This is a genomic window from Thauera aminoaromatica S2, assembly GCF_000310185.1.
Taxonomy (GTDB): Bacteria; Pseudomonadota; Gammaproteobacteria; order Burkholderiales; family Rhodocyclaceae; genus Thauera; species Thauera aminoaromatica.
Map to the genome: position 1 here is coordinate 1 of NZ_AMXD01000062.1, position 22,101 is coordinate 22,101.

Annotated in this window: 15 protein-coding genes; 9 read left to right on the top strand and 6 right to left on the bottom strand. The window is 70.8% G+C overall.

Going from position 1 to position 22,101, the window contains the following annotated elements; translation table 11 throughout:
• The coding region (gene xdhC, locus C665_RS10875) for a xanthine dehydrogenase accessory protein XdhC (protein WP_157277042.1) at nucleotides 1–690 on the top strand (690 nt) is incomplete at its 5' end.
• Nucleotides 687–1,994, top strand: coding sequence for a guanine deaminase (gene guaD / locus C665_RS10880; protein WP_004309111.1), 1,308 nt, complete (start codon nucleotides 687–689; stop codon nucleotides 1,992–1,994). The genes xdhC and guaD, both read left to right, overlap by 4 nt.
• A gap of 19 nt (nucleotides 1,995–2,013) precedes the next feature.
• Here guaD and C665_RS10885 read toward each other — a convergent pair whose 3' ends face one another.
• Nucleotides 2,014–4,776: a bifunctional diguanylate cyclase/phosphodiesterase gene (locus tag C665_RS10885; RefSeq protein ID WP_004309114.1), complete on the bottom strand. Its 2,763-nt coding sequence runs from the start codon at nucleotides 4,774–4,776 to the stop codon at nucleotides 2,014–2,016.
• A gap of 312 nt (nucleotides 4,777–5,088) precedes the next feature.
• Here C665_RS10885 and C665_RS10890 point away from each other — a divergent pair, with 312 nt between their 5' ends.
• Both C665_RS10890 and C665_RS10895 read left to right on the top strand, forming a co-directional pair.
• On the top strand, nucleotides 5,089–5,994 hold the full coding sequence (locus tag C665_RS10890; protein WP_004309117.1) for a LysR family transcriptional regulator: 906 nt from the start codon (nucleotides 5,089–5,091) through the stop codon (nucleotides 5,992–5,994).
• Nucleotides 5,995–6,268: 274 nt separating this feature from the next.
• Nucleotides 6,269–7,579 carry a Glu/Leu/Phe/Val family dehydrogenase gene (locus C665_RS10895; protein ID WP_004309118.1) on the top strand — a complete coding sequence of 437 codons (1,311 nt, stop codon included), beginning with the start codon at nucleotides 6,269–6,271 and terminating at the stop codon, nucleotides 7,577–7,579.
• A 254-nt stretch (nucleotides 7,580–7,833) separates the two neighbouring features.
• On the opposite strand, the gene C665_RS10900 is transcribed toward C665_RS10895, so the two are convergent.
• Nucleotides 7,834–8,595 (bottom strand): ABC transporter permease, encoded by a 762-nt coding sequence (locus tag C665_RS10900; RefSeq protein ID WP_004309121.1) that lies wholly within the window; start codon nucleotides 8,593–8,595, stop codon nucleotides 7,834–7,836.
• Nucleotides 8,592–9,614, bottom strand: a complete 1,023-nt coding sequence (locus C665_RS10905; protein WP_004309122.1) for an ABC transporter ATP-binding protein — start codon at nucleotides 9,612–9,614, stop codon at nucleotides 8,592–8,594. Before C665_RS10905 ends, C665_RS10900 begins: the two co-directional genes overlap by 4 nt.
• 249 nt (nucleotides 9,615–9,863) lie before the next feature.
• Between C665_RS10905 and C665_RS10910 the strand changes: the two genes are divergently transcribed.
• The 3 genes from C665_RS10910 (at nucleotide 9,864) to C665_RS10920 (ending at nucleotide 13,375) form a co-directional block, all read left to right on the top strand.
• On the top strand, nucleotides 9,864–10,913 hold the full coding sequence (locus C665_RS10910; RefSeq protein ID WP_004309123.1) for an ABC transporter substrate-binding protein: 1,050 nt from the start codon (nucleotides 9,864–9,866) through the stop codon (nucleotides 10,911–10,913).
• On the top strand, nucleotides 10,910–12,607 hold the full coding sequence (locus tag C665_RS10915; protein WP_004309124.1) for a diguanylate cyclase domain-containing protein: 1,698 nt from the start codon (nucleotides 10,910–10,912) through the stop codon (nucleotides 12,605–12,607). The genes C665_RS10910 and C665_RS10915 overlap by 4 nt, the downstream gene beginning before the upstream one ends.
• Before the next feature lie 159 nt (nucleotides 12,608–12,766).
• Complete coding sequence (locus C665_RS10920) at nucleotides 12,767–13,375, top strand: PEP-CTERM sorting domain-containing protein (protein ID WP_004309125.1); 609 nt, start codon at nucleotides 12,767–12,769, stop codon at nucleotides 13,373–13,375.
• 39 nt (nucleotides 13,376–13,414) lie between these two features.
• Here the strand turns inward: C665_RS10920 and C665_RS10925 are convergent, their stop codons facing one another.
• A complete protein-coding gene (locus C665_RS10925) occupies nucleotides 13,415–13,993 on the bottom strand; it encodes a flavin reductase family protein (protein WP_004309126.1) in 579 nt (192 codons plus the stop codon).
• 247 nt (nucleotides 13,994–14,240) lie between these two features.
• Between C665_RS10925 and C665_RS10930 the strand changes: the two genes are divergently transcribed.
• Both C665_RS10930 and C665_RS10935 read left to right on the top strand, forming a co-directional pair.
• Nucleotides 14,241–17,249 carry a bifunctional diguanylate cyclase/phosphodiesterase gene (locus C665_RS10930; RefSeq protein ID WP_004309127.1) on the top strand — a complete coding sequence of 1,003 codons (3,009 nt, stop codon included), beginning with the start codon at nucleotides 14,241–14,243 and terminating at the stop codon, nucleotides 17,247–17,249.
• Between the two features lies 1 nt (nucleotide 17,250).
• Nucleotides 17,251–19,782 (top strand): MASE3 domain-containing protein, encoded by a 2,532-nt coding sequence (locus C665_RS10935; protein ID WP_004309128.1) that lies wholly within the window; start codon nucleotides 17,251–17,253, stop codon nucleotides 19,780–19,782.
• Here C665_RS10935 and leuE read toward each other — a convergent pair.
• The gene (gene leuE, locus C665_RS10940) at nucleotides 19,779–20,447 is read right to left on the bottom strand and encodes a leucine efflux protein LeuE (protein ID WP_004309129.1); all 669 of its coding nucleotides are present in this window, start codon (nucleotides 20,445–20,447) and stop codon (nucleotides 19,779–19,781) included. The genes C665_RS10935 and leuE overlap by 4 nt on opposite strands.
• Nucleotides 20,448–20,939: 492 nt before the next feature.
• Nucleotides 20,940–21,842, bottom strand: coding sequence for a toll/interleukin-1 receptor domain-containing protein (locus tag C665_RS10945; RefSeq protein WP_004309130.1), 903 nt, complete (start codon nucleotides 21,840–21,842; stop codon nucleotides 20,940–20,942).
• Nucleotides 21,843–22,101 lie beyond the last annotated feature (259 nt).

The following is a 22,101-nucleotide window of genomic DNA, read 5'->3' on the forward strand; positions in this document are numbered from 1 at the left end:
GCCGGATCGCGACTTGCGTCGCTCCTACAGGAAGACCTCGCCGCTCCTCGTAGGAGCGACGCGAGTCGCGATCGGGCCGACGGATCGGCGACAGCGCCCGGATCCGCCGCGGCGCTCGGGACGGCGATCCTGCTCGATGCGAGCCCGCCGCCGGCGCTGCAGGTGGTGATGTTCGGCGCGGGCCATGTGGGGCGGGCGCTGGCGGAGCTGTTCGGGCGGCTGCCGCTGCGCGTGCGCTGGGTCGACGCGCGCGCGCAGGAATTCCCGCCCGCGCTTGCGCCCAATGTCGAACCGCACTGCACCGACACGCCGACGGCGGAGGTGCGCGCGGCGCCCGCGGGCGCGGTCTTCCTGGTCCTCACTCACAGCCACGCGCTCGACTTCGAGCTGGTCGAAGCCATCCTCGCGCGCGACGACTTCCGCTTTTGCGGCCTGATCGGCTCGCAGACCAAGCGCGCGCGCTTCGCCCACCGCCTGCACGCGCGCGGAATCGAAGAAGCGCGCATCGCACGCCTGCGCTGCCCGGTCGGCCTGCCCGGCCTGCCGGGCAAGGAAGCCGAGGTGATCGCGCTCGCGATCGCCGCCGAAGTGATGCGCCTGCGCCCGCAAGCGCATCCCCCGAGCACGCCGCGCCGGCCCGCAGCGGGCACACCGGCCACGCAACCCACGGAATCCGGCCACGAGACATGAAGCCCTCCGCCCCACCCTCCCCGCGGCTCTCCGCCGTACGCGGCGAGATCGTCCACTTCCTCGCCGACCCCGCGGCCGACCCGCGCGCGCTCGAGCACTTCGCCGACGGCGTGCTGATCGTGCGCGACGGCCACGTCGCCGAATGCGGCCCCGCCGCCGCGCTGTTGCCCAAGCTGCCCGCCGGCACGCCGCTCGCCGACCACCGCGGCAAGCTGATCCTGCCCGGCTTCGTCGACACCCACGTGCACTACCCGCAGACCGACATCATCGCCAGCCACGGCGAGCAGCTGCTCGAATGGCTGGAGAAATACACCTTCCCCGCCGAGCGCCGCTTCGCCGACCGCGCGCATGCCGCCGAGGTCGCCGGCTTCTTCTGCGACGAGCTGCTGCGCAACGGCACCACCACCGCGGCGGCCTTCGCCACGGTGCACGCGGCCTCGGTGGATGCGCTCTTCGAGGCCGCGCGCGCGCGCCGCATGCGCATGATCACCGGCAAGGTGCTGATGGACCGCAACTGCCCCGACTTCCTGCGCGACACGGCGGAGACCGGCTACGCGGAGTCGAAGGCCTTGATCGAGCGCTGGCACAACCGCGACCGCCTGCTGTACGCCATCACCCCGCGCTTCGCGCCCACCTCCACGCCCGCGCAGATGACGCTCGCCGGTCGCCTCTTCAACGAGCACCCGGGCGTCTTCCTGCAGTCGCACCTCGCCGAGAACCGCGCCGAGGTGGCCTGGGTGGCGCAGCTGTACCCGCAGGCGCGCAGCTACCTCGACGTGTATGCCCGCGCCGGCCAGCTCGGCACGCGCGCGGTGTTCGCGCACTGCATCTGGCTCGACGACGCCGACCGCCGGCACATGGCCGAGACCGGCGCGGCGATCAGCTTCTGCCCCACCTCCAACCTCTTCCTCGGCTCGGGGCTCTTCGACCTGCGGCGCGCGCGCGCGCTCGGCGTGCGCGTGGGACTGGGCACGGACGTGGGGGGCGGCACCAGCTTCTCGATGCTGCAGACCATGAACGAGGCCTACAAGGTGCTGCAGCTCGCCGGCCAGTCGCTGTCGGCGGCGAGCGCTTTCCACCTCGCCACCCTGGGCGGCGCGCACAGCCTCTACCTCGACGACCGCATCGGCAACCTCGCGCCCGGCAAGGAGGCCGACTTCGTCGTCCTGAACCCGCGCGCAACGCCCCTGCTCGAGCGCCGCAGCGCCGCCTGCGCGACGCTGGAGGAGCGCCTCTTCGTGCTGATGATGCTTGGGGACGACCGTGCGGTGGCGGCGACGCACGTGCTGGGCGTGCCGGTGTAGGCAGGGCGCGCGGCCGGCCTCAGATCATCTCGAGGAAGTCGCCCCAGGCCTCCATCGGCAGCGGCTTGCCGAACAGGTAACCCTGAAAGGAATCGCACCCATGCTGGCGCAGGAAGTCGCGCTGCTCCGGCATCTCCACCCCCTCGGCCACCACCTCCAGGCCGAGCGCGTGGCTCAGCGACAGGATCGCCAGCACGATCGCCTCGCTGCTCTCGTCCTCGGCCATGTCGCGCACGAAGGACTGGTCGATCTTGAGCTGGTCGAAGGGCAGGCGCTTGAGGTAGGACAGCGAGGAGTAGCCGGTGCCGAAGTCGTCGAGCGCGAAGCGGATGCCGAGCGCGCGCAGCTCGTTCATGCGCCGGATGGTCTCGTCCACGTCCGACAGGATGGCGCTCTCGGTGAGCTCCAGCTCGAGGCGGCAAGGGTCGATGGCCGCGGCGCGCACGGAGTCCTTCACGCTGGCGACGAAGTCGGGCTGGTGGAACTGGCGCGCGCTGACGTTGACCGCGATCTTGAGGTGGCGCGTGCCCTCGTTCATCTGCCAGCGCGCGAGCTGGGCACAGGCGCTGCGCAGCACCCACAAGCCGAGACGGACGATGTGGCCGGTGTCCTCGGCGAGCGGGATGAACTCGGCCGGCGACACCATGGCGCCACCGTCGAGCGGCCAGCGCAGCAGGGCCTCGGCGCCGATCACCACGCCGCGCCGGTTGACCTGGGGCTGGAAGAAGAGCCGGAAGGCGTTCGCTTCCAGCGCCTCGTGCATGCGGGCCTCGAGACGGGCGTGGGCATCGACCACCGCCTGCATCTCGGGGTTGAAGAAGCGCACGATGTCGCGCCCGTCCTGCTTGGCCCGGTACAAGGCCACCTCGGCCTGCTTGAGCAGGCTCTCGAGCGAGCTCACGCCGTCGTGGAACAGGCTGATGCCGAAGCTCAGCGTCGCGAAGTGGCGGTCGCCCTCCGTACCACCGAGCACATAGGGTTGTTGCAGCGCGCGCTGGAGCTTGCGTGCGACGTGCTCGGCGTGGCTCAGCGCATCGGCCTCGGTTTCGCCGATGCGCTCGACGAGCACGGCGAAGTCGTCGTCGCCATGGCGCGCGACCGTGTCCTCCTCGCGCACGCTCGCGCGCAGGCGCGCCGCGACCTCGCACAGCAGGCGGTCTCCGGCGGCGTGACCGAGGGTGTCGTTGAGCTGGCGGAAGCGATCGATGTCGACCAGCATCAGCATGCCGAAGCTCTCGCGGCGCACACCGCTGCGGATGGCCTGGGCGATGCGGTCGTGCAGCAGCGCGCGGTTGGGCAGCCCGGTCAGCGCATCGAAGTAGGCCAGCCGGTGCAGCAGCGCCTCGGATTGCTTGCGCTGCGTGATGTCCTCCTTGACCGCCACGTAGTGGGTGACCGTGCCGCCCGCGTCCTTGATCGGCGCGATCGTCGCCAGCTCGAGATAGGCGGAGCCGTCCTTGCGGACGTTGTGGAACTCGCCGCGCCACACCTCGCCTGCAAGCAAGGTCGCCCACATCTGCTCGTAGGTTGCGCGCGGCGTCAACCCGCCGTTGAGGATGCGCGGGTTGCGTCCGAGCACCTCGTCGCGCGCATAGCCCGTGATGCGCTGGAAGGCCTCGTTCACATACAGGATGCACCCCGCGGTGTCGGTGATGACGATCGACTCCGGGCTCTGCTCGATCACCATCGACAGGCGTTGCAGCTCGCCCTCGCGCTTGCCGATCTCCAACGCCATCTGGTCGATGCCCTCGGAGAGCGCGTCGAGCTCGGCAACGCCGGTGGCCTGCCCGATGCGCGCATCGCGCCGCCCGGCAGCGATCTCGGCAATCGCACCGCGCACCCGCGTCGCCCACACCTCGATCAGCCGGTAGATGTACAAGCGCGCGATCAGCGCGGAGGCCAGCGCGATGGCCGCGACCAGGGCCAGGTACATCAGCAGGCGCTGCCCCGCCGCCTCCAGCGAGCGCTCCAGCGGCGCACCGATCGCGAAAAAGCCGCTGCCAGGGGCGAAATCCGGCACGCCGATGCCGTACAGGCGCTGCACGCCATCGATGCCGGCGAGTTCGGCGATGCCGCCTTCGTCGCGCACGACGGCGGCCATGCGCGCGAGCGTCGTCGCGGGGACCTTGTGCGCGCGCCAGCCCTCGGGCGCACGCTCGGGCTGGTGCGCGAGCACCAGGCCGGAATTGCTGATCACGCTCGCCTCCCAACCCTCAGGCAGGCGGAACCCTTCGATCAGGCGATCGAACCACGCCACCGTGATGGTGGCGAAGATCACCGCACGCAGCGTGCCGTCCGCCGCACGCAGCGGGTAGCCGAAAGCCATGCTCGGCGTTCCCGACACCCTGCCGATGACAAACTCCCCGGGGGAAATTTCATCACTGTCGAGAGAAGTGCGGAACCAGGCGCGATCGATCACCGTCACCGGGGCGCTCATCGGCCTCCCGCTGCAGAAGATCTCCCCGTCGGGCAGCGCGGCGCCGATGTTTGCGAAACCGTCCAGCGACTTGAGCAGGCGCCCGGCGATGCCCGAGCATTGCGCGGAATCCAGCGCTTGCAGGTCGTTGGAGCGCGCCATGATCCGCAACACCAACGCGACCGCGCGATGCGCGGCCTGCGCCTCGCGGTTCGCATCCGCCAGGCGCAGCGCGATCTCGGCGCGGGTCTCGGCCACCGCCTGTTCACGGCGCTCGTGGAAGTCGAAAAAGACGAACAGCAGCACCGGAAGTACCGCGATCGCGATCGTCAGCCACAGGCGGAAATTGAGCGAGGTACGGATCATCGGTCGTACCGCGACGGGCGTCGACGGGGGCTCTCCGGCGCATGGGGGATTGGGGGACAGTGCGCGAACTCTGCCGCAATTTTGCGGCGCAGTCGCGCCCGGTTACCTGAATCATGCGAACCAGTTCACGAAACGCCCCATTATAGGGCCTGCGAATCCCGCATGCATACCCGGGCATGTCGGCCGCGCGCGTCCTGCCCCGGCCCGGCGAGCACCGGGCCCGATGGGCGACGGGCGCCGAGCGGCGGTACGCGGGGAACGCCGGCGGATTTCCTGCATACAATGGGGTCTCTCCCCCTGCAGGGCCCGCCCATGGAACTCAAATGGCTGGAAGATTTCCTCAGCCTCGCCGACAGCGGGAGCTTCTCGCGCTCGGCCGAGCAGCGCCACGTCTCGCAGCCCGCCTTCTCGCGCCGGATCCGCGCGCTCGAGGCCTGGCTGGGGGTGGCGCTGGTCGACCGCAGCACCTTCCCGACCCGGCTCACCGAAGCGGGCGAGGCCTTCAAGGGACCGGCGGCGGATCTCATCCACCGCCTGCATGCGGCGCGCGCGCTGGTGCGCGGCCACCAGACGACCGCGGGCGACGCGCTCGTGTTCGCCGTCCCGCACACGCTCGCCTTCGCCTTCTTCCCGACCTGGCTGGGGCGGCTCAAGGCCGAGTTCGGCGAGGTCCCCACGCGGCTGATCGCGGGCAACGTGCATGACGTGGTGACCATGCTGGTGGAAGGCGGCTGCGATCTGCTGCTGTGCTACCACCATCCGACCCACCCGGTGTGGCTCGATCCCGCGCGCTTCGAAGGCATCCAGCTCGCGGTCGAGCGCGTGCGCCCCTACCTGCCGCGCCGGCTCGCGCGCAGCGCGGGCTGGCAGCTGCCCGGTTCGGCCGAGGCGCCCATCCCCTTCCTGCGCTACGGACCCAACACCTACCTGCGCCGCATGGTCGACACCATCCTCGACCGCGCCGCCCATCCGGCCCACCTCGCCCTGCAGTACGAATCCGACATGGCCGAGAGCCTCAAGGCCATGCTGCTCGCCGGTCACGGCCTCGCCTTCCTGCCCGCGAGCGCGGTCGCGCGCGAGGTGGAACGCGGCGAGGTGGTGGTCGCCGGCGGCCCGGAGTGGAGCCTGGAGATGGAGGTCCGCCTCTACCGCGACCGCGCCAACACCAAGCCCGAGCTGCTGCGCCTGTGGCAGCACCTCGCCGCAAAGCCTCTGTAGGAACCGCTGCAGGAGCGACGCAAGTCGCGATTGCGGCGGCCCGCCCGCGATCAACATCCTGCGGGATCCGACTCGCCGCAATCGCGACTCGCGTCGCTCCTACACCAGAACCCGAGCGCCGCGGGTAGCCGAGGCACGCGGCTGCACACCGACTCACCGGCCCCTCCGGCCACCCTATGCGCAAGACGCATGACCCGATGTAGCAACGGCATGCCTTCGGGCGAGGGCAATCCACACAATGCGCGCACCTTCTCACACCACACGAGGCAGACAGATGAGTGCGACACCACAAGACAAGGCGGCCCTCGACCGCGTCGGCGGCCTTTCCTACCTGAACCCGGCGGCGCCCGAGCCGTGGGCGAGCTTCGTCGAGCAGATCGAGCGCGTGCGCCCCCATCTCGGCGCGCTCGAACGCTGGATCGAGACCCTCAAGCATCCCAAGCGCGCGCTGATCGTGGATGTGCCGATCGAGCGCGACGACGGCACCGTCGCCCACTACGAGGGCTACCGCGTGCAGCACAACCTGTCGCGCGGCCCGGGCAAGGGCGGCGTGCGCTTCCACCCCGACGTCACCCTCAACGAGGTGATGGCGCTGGCCGGCTGGATGACGATCAAGAACGCCGCGGTCGGGCTCCCCTTCGGCGGCGCCAAGGGCGGCATCCGCGTCGATCCGGCGAGCGTCAGCAAGGGCGAGCTGCAGCGCATCACCCGCCGCTACACCTCCGAGATCGGCATCGTCATCGGCCCGGACAAGGACATCCCCGCGCCCGACGTCGGCACCAACGCGATGACGATGGCGATCATGATGGACACCTTCTCGATGAACCGCGGCGGCACCGCCACCGGCGTCGTCACCGGCAAGCCGATCGCGCTCGGCGGCAGCCTGGGCCGCCAGGAAGCCACCGGCCGCGGCGTCTTCATCGCCGCGCGCGAGGCCGCCCGCCACCTGCGCCTGCCGATCGAGGGCGCGCGCGTGGTCGTGCAGGGCTTCGGCAACGTCGGCGGCATCGGCGCGCGCATGTTCCACGACGCCGGCGCGCGCGTGATCGCGATCGCCGACCATACCGCCATCCTGGTGAACGAGGCCGGCATCGACATCCCCGCCGCGCTCGAGCACACCGCCGCGAACGGCGGCCTGAAGGGCTTCGCCGGCGCCGCGCCGATCGACCCCGAGGCGTTCTGGCGCCTCGAGTGCGAGTTTCTCGTCCCTGCCGCGCTCGAAGGCCAGCTCACCGTCGAGCGGGCTGCCGGCGCGCGTGCGCGCATCGTCGTCGAGGGCGCCAACGGCCCGACCACCCCGGCCGCGGACGACATCCTCCACGAGCGCGGCATCCTGGTCGTGCCCGACGTGCTCGCCAACGCCGGCGGCGTCACCGTGTCGTACTTCGAATGGGTGCAGGATTTCTCCAGCTTCTTCTGGACCGAGGACGAAATCAACGAGCGCCTCGAGCGCATCATGGTCGCCGCCTTCACCGCGATCTGGAAGGTGGCCCAGGAGAAGCAGGTGTCGCTGCGCACCGCCGCCTTCATCATCGCGTGCGCGCGGGTGCTGGAGGCGCGCGCGGAGCGCGGGCTGTACCCGTAAGGGGCGAGGCGCCGGGCCTTGCGCCGCGGCACCTCCGTCGCAAGCGATTGCAGTGGTGGCGATCCGTCACCGCTGCAATCGCGACTTGCGTCGCTCCCACGGGAGAAGCACGGACCCGCGGCGGTAGACGGAATCGCCGCGGTGACCGGAAAACGCACCGGTCCGGAATCTCCCGTGGGAGCGACGCAAGTCGCGATTCCGACGCCCGGGATGCGGCACCCCGGATGCGGCGCCAGCCGGCGGGCCTGCGCCCCTCAAGGCTTCAGCCGATACCCCGTCCTCAACATCCAGGTCGCCACCCCCACGAACACCGCCAGGAACAGCAGCGTCATCGCCAGGCTCACCCCCACCGCCACATCCGCGCTGCCGTAGAAGCTCCAGCGGAAGCCGCTCACCAGGTACACCACGGGGTTGAACAGCGACACCGTGCGCCACCCCGCGGGCAGCATGTCGATCGAGTAGAAGCTGCCGCCGAGGAAGGTCAGCGGGGTGATGATCAGCAGCGGCACGAGCTGCAGCTTCTCGAAGTTGTCCGCCCAGATGCCGAGGATGAAGCCGAGCAGGCTGAAGCTCACCGCGGTGAGCAGCAGGAAGGCGATCATCCACAGCGGATGCTCGATGCGCAGCGGCACGAAGAAGGTGGCGGTGGCGAGGATGATCAGGCTCAGGATCACCGCCTTGGTCGCCGCCGCGCCCACGTAGCTCAGCACGATCTCGAAGTGCGACACCGGCGCCGACAGGATCTCGTAGATCGTGCGCGAGAACTTCGGGAAGAAGATGCCGAAGGAGGCGTTCGACACGCTCTGGGTGAGCAGGTTGAGCATGATCAGGCCGGGCACGATGAAGGCGCCGTAGCTCACGCCCTCGATCTCGGGGATGCGCGCGCCGATCGCCGAGCCGAAGACGACGAAATACAGCGAGGTGGTGATCACCGGCGCCAGCACGCTCTGCAGCAGCGTGCGCTTCGTGCGCGCCATCTCGAACAGGTAGATCGCGCGGACCGCGTGCCAGTTCATCGTGCGCCCTCCCCTGCGGGCCCGGCCCGGTTGCCCCGCTCGTCCGTACCCGGCGCTTCGCGCTCGCTCACCAGGCTGACGAAGATCTCTTCGAGCGAACGCTGGGTGGTGTGCAGGTCGGTGAACATGATCCCCGCGGCGGCGAGGTCCTGCAGCAAGCCTGCGATCGCGCCATCGCCTGCCGGATCGCTGCCCTCGCCCCCTTCCCCGCCTTCGCCCCTGCCGACCTCGTAGCGATAGACCAGCGTTTTGCCGCCCTTGCCCAGCACCAGTCCGTAGCGCGCGAGCGCGGGCGGGACCTCGGCGAGCGGCGCCGCCAGTTGCAGCGTGAGCTGCTTGCCGCCGAGCTTCGTCATCAGCACGGCCTTGTCCTCGACCAGGATCAGCGCACCCTTGGCGATCACGCCGATGCGGTCGGCCATCTCCTCCGCCTCCTCGATGTAGTGCGTGGTCAGGATCACGGTGACGCCGCTGTCGCGCAAGCGGCGCACGAGCTGCCACATGTCGCGGCGCAGCTCCACGTCCACCCCGGCGGTGGGCTCGTCGAGGAAGAGGATGCGCGGCTCGTGCGAGAGCGCCTTGGCGATCAGCACGCGGCGCTTCATGCCGCCCGAGAGCATCATCAGCCTGGCATCCTTCTTCGCCCACAGCGACAAGTCCTTCAGCAGCTGCTCGATGTAGGCCGGGTCGGGCGGCTTGCCGAACAGGCCGCGCGTGAAGCTCACCGTGTTCCACACCGTCTCGAAGGCGTCGGTGGTGAGTTCCTGCGGCACCAGGCCGACGAGGGCGCGCGCGGCGCGGTAGTCGCGCACGATGTCGTGACCATCCACCCGCACGCTGCCCGCGCTGGCATTGACCAGGCCGCACACGATGCTGATCAGCGTGGTCTTGCCCGCGCCGTTGGGCCCGAGCAGCGCGAAGATCTCGCCGCGGCGGATGTCGAGGTCGACGGTCTTCAGCGCGGAGAAGCCGGAGGCGTAGGTCTTGGACAGAGCGGAGATCGAGATGATGGGGTCCATGGGATCGAAGATAACAGATCGACGAGGCGGCCCGCAGGATCGAGCGGCACCGGGCACGATGAGCGGCAGCGGAGTGCCCCAAGGCCGCGATCGCGACTTGCGGCGCTCCAGCATGGGCGGCCCGTCCACCGCCCGGCGGCGGCTGGCGGCCAGCCGTCGGGCGCGCTTCCGCGGCAGGCTCGGCGCGCTTAAACTGCCTCGCACCCCCCAAGATCCTTCCCCGCCGCCAGATCCAGGAGCCGATCCGTCATGCTTCGTCGCTTGAGCCTGCATCGCCTCCCCTGGCTTGTGCTCGCGCTCGCACTCTCCGGCACGGCCTGCGCGACCGAGGTGTTGCGCGTGCTGAGCTGGCCGGGCTATGCCGACGCCGACGTGGTGCAGGCCTTCGAGGCCCGCACCGGCGCCCGGGTCGAAGTCACCCAGGTCGATTCCGACGAAACGCTGTGGCAGAAGCTCAGCACGAACGACGCGACCGACTACGACGTGTTCGCGGTCAATACCGCCGAGCTGCAGCGCTACATCGACCGCGGCGTGGCCGTGGCGATCGATCCGGCCGCGCTGCCCAACCTCGGTGCGCAATTGCCGCGCTTCCGCAACCCGGCAACGCTGCCCGGCACGACTCGCGATGGCAAGCTGTACGCCATCCCCTATGCCTGGGCCGAAATGGGCCTGATCTACGATCGGCGCCAGTTCGACGCGCCACCCCAGTCCATCGCCGCGCTGTGGGACGCCCGCTACCGCGGCAAGGTGCTGGTGTACAACAGCGGCTCGCACAACTTCTCGCTCGCCGCACAGATGCTGGGCAAGGCATCGCCCTTCCGCCTCGACGCCGCCGACTGGGCGCCGGCGGTCGAGCGTCTGGTCGAGTTGCGCCGCAACCTGCTGACCTTCTACGCCCAGCCGGAAGAATCCGCGCATCTGTTCGTCAGCCGCGGCGCGGCGCTGATGTACGCCAATTACGGCACCCAGCAGCTGCAGCTCCTGCGCGCAGCGGGGGCGGACGTGGGCTATGCGATCCCGCGCGAAGGCGCGCTCGCCTGGCTCGACTGCTGGGTGGTGACGCGCGGCGCACGTAACCAGGCGCTCGCGCTGGCGTGGATCGACCACCTGCTCGGCACCGGCCCGGCGCACGTGCTGAGCGCGCGCCACGGCCTCGACAACACCCGCGACCCGGCGCCGCACCAGGCCGAAACCGACCGCCTGGTCTGGCTCGAACCGGTCGAGGACGTCGAACGCCGCAACCTGCTGTGGGAGCGCATCCTCTCCGGCGACCGCGGCGCACGGGTGCTCGCGCCATGAGATTCGGCATCGCCGCCCGTCTTGGCATCGTACTCGCCCTGTCCGGCATGCTCTCCGCCGGCATCACCGCCTTCCAGGCCCAGCGCGCCAGCGAGACCGTGCTGGTGGACAGCGCGCGTGCCGAGCTGCTCACCTCCACCCGGGTGCTCGCGCAGCGCATCACGCAGGTGCGCGAGGACATCTCGCGCACCCTGCTCGCGCTCGCCCGCCACCCGGCCGCGCTCGCGGCGCTGGAGAGCGACGACCCGCAGGCTGCGACGCAGCTCGCGACCCTGCTCGCCCTGCCGATGGCGGCCAACCGCGCCTACTTCCAGCTCCGCCTGATCGGCGCCGCCGACCACGGCCTCGAGCGCGTGCGGATCGACCGCGACGGCGACGCACTGCTGCGCGTGGACGGCGACGCGCTGCAGGAAAAGGGCCACTACCCCTACGTCTTCGACGCCCTCGCGCTGGCAGCGGGCGAGGTTTACATGTCGCGCGTGAGCATCAATCGCGAGCGTGGCTCGCACGCCGCCCTCGGCCGGCCCGCGGTGCAGCTCGCCACCCCGGTCGTCGACGAATCGGGCCGGCCACGCGGGGTGATCGTGGGCAGCATCGACCTCAACGGCGTGTTCGCCCTGCTCGCCGCCGACCTGCCCGCCGACTTCCTGCTCTACCTCGCCAACAGCGCGGGCGACTACCTGATCCACCCCGACCCCGCGCGCACCTTCGGCTTCGACAAGGGACGCCGGGTACGGGTGCAGGACGAGTTCCCCGCCACGCAGGCCGTGATCGACGGCCGCAGCAGCGAGTCGATGATCGACAGCGATGCCGGCGAGCACGCGCAGGCGCCGCTGGTCGCCGCCTTCATCGCCGCGCGGGTGCAGCTGCGCACCGAAGAGGGCGCCTTCATCCTCGGCCTCGCGCGCCCACGCGCCGCCGTGCTCGCCGAGCTCGATCCGCTGCGCGGGATCATGCTGCAGATCGTCATCGGCATGAGCCTCACCGGCATCCTGCTCGCGGCCATCCTCGCCCGCGCGATCACCCATCCGATCGAGGTGCTGGGTGCCGCGGTGCAGAACTTCTACGACAACGACCAGGCCCCGGCGCTGCCGGTCGAGCGTCAGGACGAGATCGGCGCCCTCGCCCGCCGCTTCGCCGAGCTGCGCACCCAGATCGGGCAGCAGTTGGCCGAGCTCGAGCACCGCCGCCGCGAGCTCGAGCATCTCGCCCGCCACGACGCGCTCACCGGGCTGCCCAACCGCGCGCTCTTCGACGACCGCATGGCGGTGGCGCTCGCGTCCGCCCGCCGCGACGACGGCGGGCTGGCCTTGCTGTTCGTCGATATCGATGATTTCAAGCCGATCAACGACCGCCTCGGCCACGTCGTCGGCGACCGCGTGCTCGAAGGCGTGGCGGCGCGCATCCGCCAGAGCATCCGCGAGTCCGACACCGCGGCGCGCATCGGCGGCGACGAGTTCGTCGTGCTGCTGCCCGGGATCGCGTCGGCCGAAGACGCCAGAGTGGTCGCGGACAAGATCCGCGCGGCGATCGACCGCCCGTTCATGATCGACGGTGGAGAGCTCGCGGTTTCGGTGAGCATGGGCCTCGCCCACTACCCGCAGGACGGCAGCGACTCCACCACCCTCGCCCGCCACGCCGATGCCGCGATGTACCGCGACAAGGCCGAAGGCAAGGCACGGCGGCACAGCTGAAACCGGCCGCCAGCCGGCATGGAAGTGTCGGAAATTTTTACACCCGGTGCCGAACCTTCAAAAATAAGCGCAGATAATCAATGGTCTGATCGTCGGGCACGGCGAATGCTTCCCCCCAAGGGAGGGCAGTACCCGACACTCCGGAGCAAGGAGGCCAGCATGATCGCGCGCATCCTCTGCAGCCTGCTGTTGTTCTGCATCCCGTTCGCCGCGCACGCCGGCGCGGTGTTCCAGGAACGCGGCGACGCCGGTGATTTCGCCTCGCCGCAGGACGTGGTCGGAACCTCCATCGAACGCATCCAGGGCAGCATCGGCGGCGACGACAGCATCGACGTGTTCCGCTTCCACTTCGCCGGCGGCCCGCTTGCGATCCTCGCCCGCCTCGACGGCTTCGACGACGAAGCCCTGCCGATCCGCCTGGTGCGCGAGAGCGGCCTGCCCGACGAGGCCTGCTTTGTGGGCAGCGCCGAGTATCCGCCCAACCCGTGCATCTCCGAGGGCTGGCTGGACTTCTCCGTCGACATGCTGGCGCCGGGCAACTACCTGCTGGGTGTTTGTGCGTCCGCACAAGGCTGCGTGGCGGACGATCCGCCCTTCACGATCGGCTTCGTGACCCACCCCGATGCGAGCGCACCTACGGCCACCGTCGGCAGGCCCGTGCCGGAGCCCGGCGTGCTCGCGCTCCTCGGCCTCGCCTTGCTGGGCCTGTGGGGACTGCGCATGGCGATCGCCGCACCGCCCAAGGGACCGCCCCCTTCCGGCGGGTAAAGACCGGTTTCGTCCGGCCGATCGCGCCTGCCGGCGCGCCTACAGAGGGCGTGCGCGGACGACGTCGGCGGCGCGGGCGAAGTTGCCGGCGCCGAGGTGGTGGAGCGTATGCAGTTCGGCGTTGTCGGCGCGCAGGTCCCAACGCCCGGACGAGAACACCCGCGCGTCGGCGGCCGCGGCCACGACCTCGGCGAAGCAGGTGTCGTAGGCGTCCTCGGTGTGGCGCTCGGGGATCAGGCGGCACTCCATCCACGCCGCGCAGCCGGCCTCGATCAGCGGCACGCCCAGCACGGGCCCCGCGAGCGCCGCGATGCCGAAGCGCGCGAACTTGTCGCCCTCGCGGCCACTGCAACTGCCCACCGCAAACGTCAGGTCGGCGAGCGCCGCGCCCGGGATGCACACTCCGAAACAGCCACTGGCGGCGATCAGTTCGCGGGTGAAGGTGCGCTTGTCGATCACGATGGCGATGCGCGGCGGAGAGAACTCGACCGGCATCGACCACGCCGCCGCCATCACGTTGCGCCGACCACCCTGGGCGCTGGTGACGAGCACCGTGGGTCCGTGGTTGAGGAGCCGGCTGGCGTGTTCGAGGGCGACGGGGGCGAAGGTGGGGGTCATGGTGGCTTCCGCGGAGGATCGAAGAGGCCGCCATTTTCCATGAATCGCGGACCGCGCCGTGCGTGTCCCGCTCGCATGCCGGGCGGATTTGCGTCGCCCGTCGTGACATAGTGCAGTGACCTGTCTGCTGCTGTCCGGATAATTGCGGCTTGTTCCCTGTCCGATTGCTCCCCATGTCCGATTCCGCGCGCCGCTTCCTCGTCCCGCACCGGGCGCCGACGCGCAGCACGCGTGCGCAGGGGGTCCGATGAGCGCCCCGCGCGGCGGCGTCTTCGAGCGTCCGCTGGTCCAGGCGGCGGTGGCGGTGCTGCTGGTGTTCGGGCTGCTCGCCGCCTTCCTGCTGTTCTCCCACCGCTCGGCCGAGACGATCACCACCACCGCCTTGCGCAACGAGGTGCGCGTGCTGGCCACGCAGATCGAGGGCGCGCTGCGCCGCATCGAGATGAGCATCGGGTTCATGCGCGACAAGTACATCCGCATCGGCCTGCACGAGAACGCGGGCACCCCCGCGTGGGAGGCCTCGCTGGTGCAGCTGCAGCTGGAGCTGCAGCATCTGGCGCGCGGCTTTCCGGAAGCCGTCGCCATCCTGGTGACCGACGCGCAGGGCAAGATCCTGGCCAGCACCCTCGACACGCCGCCGCAATGGGACATCGGCGACCGCGAATATTTCCGCCACGCCCGCGAACACCGCCAGGACGCGCTCGCCTTCTCCGAGCCCGTGATCTACAAGGCCGGCCCGCGCGAGGTCGTGGTGGCCTACGAAGCGATCCGCAACCCGGCGGGCGATTTCGTCGGCGTGGTCGCGGTCGCGCTCGACCTGCAGCGCCTGCAGGACCTGCTGCTCGGGGTGGACGCCGGTCGCCAGGGCATGGTCAGCATCCGGCGCAGCGACGACGGCCGCCTGGTGCTGCGCTTGCCGGACCACGGCGCCAGCCGGGTCGCCGACATCACCAGCACCGAGCCTTTCCTGGCCATCCGCCGCGGCGAGACGTCCGGCAGCGCGCGCTACGTCGGCATCGCGGACGAAGTCGAGCGCAGCTTCGCCTTCCAGGCGCTGCGCGACTACCCCTTCTACGTGGTGATCGGCCGCGCGATCTCCGAGCAATTCGCGCCCTGGCGGCAGACCGCGACCGTCGCCACGATCATCGCCTTGGCCACCCTGGGCCTGCTGCTGGCGCTGCAGGCTGCCCTGCACCGCAGCCGCCGCCAGCTCGCGCGCAGCAAGCGCAGCTTCGACGCCCTCATCGACAGCCGCCGGGAGGCGACCTGCGCCTGGCGGCCCGATACCACGCTGCTGACCTGCAACGAGCGCTACGCCGAACTGCTCGGCACCGAGGCCGCGTCCCTGCCGGGCACGCGCTGGATCGACAACGTGCCGGAGGCGAAGCGCGCGGAGGTCCACGCCGCCATCGCGCGGATGCTGCAGGGCGCCGGCACGCTCACCACCGATCGCCGCCTCCGCCAGGCCGACGGCCGCACGCGCTGGCTGCGCTGGCTCGACCTGCCGGTGCTCGACGAGGAGGGGCGCTGCGTCGAAGTGCACTCGATCGGCCAGGACATCACCGCGCAGAAGGAGGTCGAGCTGCGCCTGCGCCAGCTCGCACTGGCCGTGGAGCAGAGCCCGAACACGATCGTGATCACCGACACCGATGGTCGCATCGAGTATGTCAACGAGGCCTTCGTGCGCACCACCGGCTACACCGCCGCAGAGGCGATCGGCCAGAACCCGCGCCTGCTCAACGCCGGCAAGACCTCCGCCGCCACCTATGCCGACCTGTGGGCCACGCTCGGCCGCGGCGAGGTGTGGCGCGGCGAGTTCATCAACACCCGCAAGGACGGCGGCACCTACACCGAGCTCGCCACGATCGCGCCGATCAAGCAGGCCGACGGCAGCGTCAGCCACTATGTGGCGATCAAGGAGGACATCACCGGGCGCCGCGAGGCCGAGGCGCGCATCCGCCAGCTCGCCTACTACGACACCCTCACCGGCCTGCCCAACCGCAGCCTGATGTGGGACCGCCTGCGCCACGCCATCGCGGCGAGCGCGCGCAGCGGCGCGAGCGGCATGCTGATGCTGCTCGACATCGACCACTTCAAGCTGCTCAACGACACCCAGGGCCACGAGGTGGGCGATGCCCTGCTGCGCGAGGTGGCGCAGCGCCTGCGCGGCGCGCTGCGCGAGGAGGACACGGTGGCGCGGGTGGGCGACGACGACTTCGCGATCGTGGTCGAGAACCTGGGCGCGGACCGCGACGAAGCGATCGGCCGCGCCGAGAAGATCGCCGAGCACCTGCACCGCTGCGTGACCGCGCCCTGCGAGCTCGGCCTCGCGAGCGGCCCCTACCACGTCGGCGCGAGCCTGGGCCTGACCCTGTTCCGCGGCCGCAACGCGGCGGCCGACGCGGTGCTCAAGCAGGCCGAGGTGGCGGTGGCGCGCGCCAAGGACGACGGCCGCAACCTGATCCGCTTCTTCAGCGAGGCGATGCAGGCGGTGGTGGCCGCGCGCGCCGACCTGGAGCTGAAGCTGCGCGCGGCGCTGGCCGGCAACGGCTTCCGCCTGTACTACCAGCCGCAACTCGACCGCAACGGCCGCGTGATCGGTGCCGAGGCGCTGATCCGCTGCTTCGACGCCGAGGGCGAGATGATCTCGCCCGCCGCCTTCATCCCGCTCGCCGAGGAGACCGGCCTCATCGTGCCGATCGGCGAGTGGGTGCTGGAGACCGCCTGTGCGCAACTGCGTGCATGGCAGCGCACGCCCTCCACGGCCGGGCTGAGCCTGTCGATCAACGTCAGCGCGCGCCAGTTCCACCAGCCCGACTTCGTCGGCAAGGTGGCGGCGGCGATCGAGCGCCACCGCATCCGCCCCGGCGGCCTCGAGATCGAGCTCACCGAGAGCGTGGTGATCGGCGACATCGAGACCACGGTGCTGCGCATGCGCCAGATCAAGGCCCTGGGGGTGAGGTTCGCACTCGACGACTTCGGCACCGGCTATTCCTCGCTGTCCTATCTCAAGCGCCTGCCCTTCGACCAGCTCAAGATCGACCAGATGTTCGTGCGCGACATGGAGAAGGACACCAGCAGCGAGGCGATCGTGCGCGCGATCCTCGCGCTCAGCCGCTCGCTCGACCTGAAGGTGGTGGCCGAGGGTGTCGAGACCGCCGCCCAGCACGAGCTGCTGCTGACGCGCGGCTGCGAGCTGTTCCAGGGCTATCTGTTCGGCCGGCCGGTTCCGATCGAGGACTGGAAGGCAGGCTGAGATGGCGTACGTCCACCCGACCCACGCCCGCGCCGTGCAGCGCAGCCTCGGCGTGCTCGGCGTCGGCCTCGCCGGCGTGCTCGCGCTGTGGTGGCTGCCCACGCGCTGGGCCGCCGGGCTGGCGCACTACCTGCCGCTGCACCTGGCGCTGGAGACCGCCTCGATCGTCGCCGCCGTGCTGGTGTTCGCGGTCGCATGGCTGACGCCCGAGCGCAGCGCGGCGGCCAACACGCGCATCCTGGGGTGCTGCTTCCTCGGCGTGGCGGTGCTGGATTTCACCCACATGCTGTCCTACCTCGGCATGCCGGACTTCATCACGCCGAGCAGCCCCGAGAAGGCGATCGATTTCTGGATCGCCGCGCGCCTGCTGGCCGCGCTCGGCATGCTGACGGCGGTGCTGCTGCCGTGGCGGGTGCGCCCCGGCCTGTCTCCCGGCCTGCTGCTGCTCGCGGTGGGCGCCTACGTGGGCCTGGCGCACGCGCTCTTCCTGCCGCGGCCCGAGTGGGCGCCGCGCACCTTCATCCCGGGCCAGGGGCTGACGGGGCTGAAGATCGGCATCGAGATCGGCCTGGTGCTGCTGTTCGCCGCATCCGCCGCCTTGCTGCTGCGCCGCATGCGCGCGCCCTGCGGCTTCGACGCCCCCGCCCTGTTCGGTGCGGCCGGGCTGATGGCGCTGAGCGAGCTCTTCTTCACGATGTACGCGCAGGTCACCGACCTGTACAACCTCGCCGGCCATCTCTACAAGATCGCCGCGCACGCCCTTCTCTTCCGCGCACTGGTGGTGGACGGCATCCGCCGCCCCTATGCCGCGCTCGAACGCTCGCGGCACGAACTCGCGGACAACTCCGCGCGCCTCGCCGACGAACGCCAGCGCCTGGAGTCCATCCTCGCGGGCACGCGCGCCGGCACCTGGGAATGGAACGTGCAGACCGGGGCGACGATCTTCAACGCGCGCTGGGCGGAGATGCTCGGCTATCGCCTCGACGAGCTCGAACCGCTGTCGATCGACACCTGGCGGCGCTTCGCCCACCCGGACGACCTCGCCGACTCGGATGCCGCGGTGCGCCGTCACCTGCGCGGCGAGACGCCGTATTACGAGCATGAGACCCGCATGCGCCACCGCGCCGGGCACTGGATCCACGTGCAGGATCGCGGCGTGCTGCGCACCCACACCTCCGACGGCGCGCCGGAATGGATGTTCGGCACGCATATCGACATCACCGACCGCTACCGTGCCGAGCAGGAGCGCGCCGGGGCGCTGAAGCGCCTGCGTCAGCTCTCGGAGAGCGTGCCCGGCGTGCTCTTCGAGTGTCGCGTGGAAGACGACGGCAAGGTGAGCTTCCCCTACGTCGGCCGCCAGATCGAGGCGCTGATCGGCTGCCGCGCAGAAGAAGCGGAGCATGACGCCGCAGCCTTCTACGCCCGCCTGCATCCCGACGACGGCGCACGGGTGCGGGACGAGATCCGCCATGCGCGCCACGGCATGCACGACTGGAACGCCTCCTTCCGCGTGGTGCACCCGCTGTACGGCGAACGCCGGATCCGCGGCGAGGCGCGCTGCCAGCCGCGGACCGACGGCGTCGGCGAGTGGTTCGGCTATCTCCAGGACGAGACCGGGACGCACCGCGACCAGGAGCGCCTGCGCCTGGGCGCACGCGTCTTCGACGCCAGCCAGGAGGGCATCCTGGTCACCGACGCCGCGGTGCGCATCGTGGATATGAATCCGGCGATGGAGGCGCTCAGCGGGCATGCCAAGGCGTCCCTGCTCGGGCGCAACCCGCGCGAGCTCGGCTCGGGCCGACACGACGCGGCCTTCTTCGCCGAGATGTACGCCAGCCTGGCGCGCGACGGGCGCTGGCAGGGCGAGATCTGGAACCGCCATTCATCGGGCGAGATCTACGTGGTGAAGGCGTCGATGTCCACCGTGCTCGACGAGTCCGGCCGCATCGAGCATTACGTCGGCGTGTTCACCGACATCAGCACGCTGATGGCGCAGCGCGACCACTTCAGCTCGCTCGCCAACTTCGACGCCCTCACCGGCCTGCCCAACCGCCGCCTGCTCGACGACCGCCTGCAGCAAGCGGTGGGCAATGCGCGCCGTGGCAAGCCGCTGGTCGTGTGCATGCTCGACCTCGACGGCTTCAAGCCGGTCAACGACAGCGTCGGCCACGCCGAGGGCGACCGCCTGCTGGTCGAGCTCGCGCAGCGCATGCAGCACATCCTGCGCGCGGGCGAGACCTTGGCCCGCCTCGGCGGCGACGAGTTCGTCCTGCTGCTGGTGGACGGCGACTTCCGCCCGGCACTCGAGCGCGTGCTCGAGGTGACGCGCGCGCCGGTGGCGCTCTCCGGCGGGCGCTTCGCCCGCGTCACCGCGAGCATCGGCGCGAGCGCGTACCGGCACGGCGTCGAGGATGGCGCACAGCTGCTGCGCGAGGCCGACCAGGCGCTCTACCGCGCCAAGCGCGCCGGGCGCAACCGCTGGGTGATGTTCGCGCCGGAAGCTGCAGCCGGGGTGGAGACCCCGCCGGCCTAGCCCAGCGTCGCGGTCGCGAGCTTGGCGCCGAAGCCGATGAAGACCCCGCCCACCCCCGCGGTCGCCCCCGCAGCCATGCGGCGGTGGCGGCGGAACTGCGCAGCCAGGCGCGCGCCGGCGAAGATCAGCGTGGACAGGTAGAGCACGCTGCACACCTGCACGATCACACCCAGGATCACGAAGGACAGCGCCGGGTGTTCGTAGGCCGGATCGACGAACTGGATGAAGAAGGACACGAAGAACAGGATCGCCTTCGGGTTCATCAGGCTGATCAGCAGCGCGGTGCGGAAGGGGTGCGGCGTGCTGCGCAGCGGCGGATAGTCGGGCTTGCCGTCGCCGACCGCGTCCGCCGTCTCGTCCCCGCGCCGCCAGGTCGCCAGCGCGCCGCGCAGCAGCGCGAGCCCCACCCAGGCCAGGTAGGCCGCGCCCGCGTACTTGATCACCATGAACAGCTCGGGCGTGGCCCGCAGCACCGAGGCCATGCCGGTCACCGCGAGCAGCATCAGGACGGTGTCGCCGACGAAGATCCCCGCCGCGCCCTGGTAGCCGGCGCGCACCCCCCAGCGCGAGGCCGCCGCCATCACGTAGAGCGAGTTGGGGCCGGGCAGCAGGACGATGAAGATGGTGCCGAGGACGAAGGTGAAGAGGTCGGTGATGCCGTACATGTTGGCGCGCGCGGGGTCGGGTTGGGAGTCGGAGCCGGCCCTTACTTTGCCACGCCCGGCCGGTCACGGCCAGCAAGCAGCGCATTCGCACCGACCGACGTCCAGCCGCGCCGCTCGATCGCGACTCGCGTCGCTCCTACAGCACGCCTCCGGAAGCGCGGCGCCTGGCGTAGGAGCGACGCGAGTCGCGATCGGCTGCGGCCCCGCAGGCGCGGTGCTTGCCGTGGGAGCGACGCAAGTCGCGATCGGATGCGGCCCCGAACGCGCGGTGCTTGGCGTGGGAGCGATGCAAGTCGCGATCGGCTGCAGCCCCGAACGCGCGGTGCTTGGCGTGGGAGCGACGCGAGTCGCGATCGCGTGCGGCTCCGGACGCGCGGTGCTTGCCGTGGGAGCGACGCGAGTCGCGATCGGATGCGGCTCCGGACGCGCGGTGCTTGCCGTGGGAGCGACGCGAGTCGCGATCGGGCCGTGCAGCCCAGTGCTGAGCCGGCCTCATTGGCGCTGCGCGGTGAACTCCAGTGCTGCATCGACCGAATGGCTGCGGCGGATCTGCAGGCGCACGCGCAGCGTCTCGCCCTCGCGCCAGACCTCGTAGAGCTGGCCCATCTCGCGCGGCGGCTCGTTGCCGGACACGGTCTCGCTGCGGGTGAGGAAGCGCAGCCGCCCGTCCCCCCACGCCACCGCCTCCAGCGCGCGCGGCACGCCGAGGAAGCTCGCGCTGCCGCCGATGCGGCCGTCCTCCAGCGTGAACACGTAATGCTCGCGCAGCGTCAGGTTCCACGGATAGGCGACCTCGGCGCTCCATGCGCCGACGATCGCCTGCAGCCCGCCGTCGCCATCCCGCAGCCACCACCAGCCGCCGCCGAGTGCGAGGACCAGCGCCGCGATCGCGGCCGCGAGCGCCCGCCGTCCACGCACCGGTGCGGGCGACACGGGCGGCGCCACCCACTGCACAAGCGCCGCCTCCAGGCGGGCGAGATCCGCAACCCAGCCGGCATCGCCGAGCGCGAGCGCGTTGCGGTTGGCCAGCCCGCGCAGGGTCGCCGGCAGCGCCTCGGCCGCGGGCATCGTCGCCCCGCCGACCAGCACCGGAATCAAGGGTTTCCCCGAGGCGAGCGCGAGCTCGACCTCGCGGCGCACGTAGTCGCCGGGATCGTCGAGCCGACGCCCGCGCCCGTCGCGCGCGTCGAGCCAGCGCGTACCGATCACCACCAGCACCGCCTGCACCTGCTGCAGGGCCTGCTCGATGACCACACCGAAATCGGCCCCTGCGGCGATGTCGTCGACATCGCGGAACACGCTGTCGGCGCCGAAGCGGCGTTCGAGCGCGTCGGCGAGCCGCCCGGCGAAGCCGGCGCTGTCGTCGCGGCGGTAGGAGATGAAGACCTTGGACATGGGGCGGCAAAGCGCGGAGAGATCCTGCATTCAAGCACGCCCCCCGCCCCCCCGCCAGCACCGCCACCGAACCACACGACCGCGACTCGCGTCGCTCCCACAGAAACCAGCGTACCCGCAGCCGCACCGTAGGAGCGACGCAAGTCGCGATCGCGGCCTTCGAGCCACCACCGCCCACCGCCGCCGAACCGCCCGATCGCGACTCGCGTCGCTCCCACAGAAACCAGCGCGCACCCGCAGCCGCACCGTAGGAGCGACG

What these genes read in the sequence shown, in the direction of transcription:
- C665_RS10920 (WP_004309125.1), top strand. Translation starts at nt 12,767, where the DNA reads ATGATCGCGCGCATCCTCTGCAGCCTGCTGTTGTTCTGCATCCCGTTC.
- C665_RS10895 (WP_004309118.1), top strand. Translation starts at nt 6,269, where the DNA reads ATGAGTGCGACACCACAAGACAAGGCGGCCCTCGACCGCGTCGGCGGC.
- C665_RS10915 (WP_004309124.1), top strand. Translation starts at nt 10,910, where the DNA reads ATGAGATTCGGCATCGCCGCCCGTCTTGGCATCGTACTCGCCCTGTCC.
- C665_RS10945 (WP_004309130.1), bottom strand. Translation starts at nt 21,842, where the DNA reads ATGTCCAAGGTCTTCATCTCCTACCGCCGCGACGACAGCGCCGGCTTC.
- leuE (WP_004309129.1), bottom strand. Translation starts at nt 20,447, where the DNA reads ATGTACGGCATCACCGACCTCTTCACCTTCGTCCTCGGCACCATCTTC.
- C665_RS10930 (WP_004309127.1), top strand. Translation starts at nt 14,241, where the DNA reads ATGAGCGCCCCGCGCGGCGGCGTCTTCGAGCGTCCGCTGGTCCAGGCG.
- C665_RS10910 (WP_004309123.1), top strand. Translation starts at nt 9,864, where the DNA reads ATGCTTCGTCGCTTGAGCCTGCATCGCCTCCCCTGGCTTGTGCTCGCG.
- C665_RS10885 (WP_004309114.1), bottom strand. Translation starts at nt 4,776, where the DNA reads ATGATCCGTACCTCGCTCAATTTCCGCCTGTGGCTGACGATCGCGATC.
- C665_RS10890 (WP_004309117.1), top strand. Translation starts at nt 5,089, where the DNA reads ATGGAACTCAAATGGCTGGAAGATTTCCTCAGCCTCGCCGACAGCGGG.
- C665_RS10925 (WP_004309126.1), bottom strand. Translation starts at nt 13,993, where the DNA reads ATGACCCCCACCTTCGCCCCCGTCGCCCTCGAACACGCCAGCCGGCTC.
- guaD (WP_004309111.1), top strand. Translation starts at nt 687, where the DNA reads ATGAAGCCCTCCGCCCCACCCTCCCCGCGGCTCTCCGCCGTACGCGGC.
- C665_RS10905 (WP_004309122.1), bottom strand. Translation starts at nt 9,614, where the DNA reads ATGGACCCCATCATCTCGATCTCCGCTCTGTCCAAGACCTACGCCTCC.
- C665_RS10935 (WP_004309128.1), top strand. Translation starts at nt 17,251, where the DNA reads ATGGCGTACGTCCACCCGACCCACGCCCGCGCCGTGCAGCGCAGCCTC.
- C665_RS10900 (WP_004309121.1), bottom strand. Translation starts at nt 8,595, where the DNA reads ATGAACTGGCACGCGGTCCGCGCGATCTACCTGTTCGAGATGGCGCGC.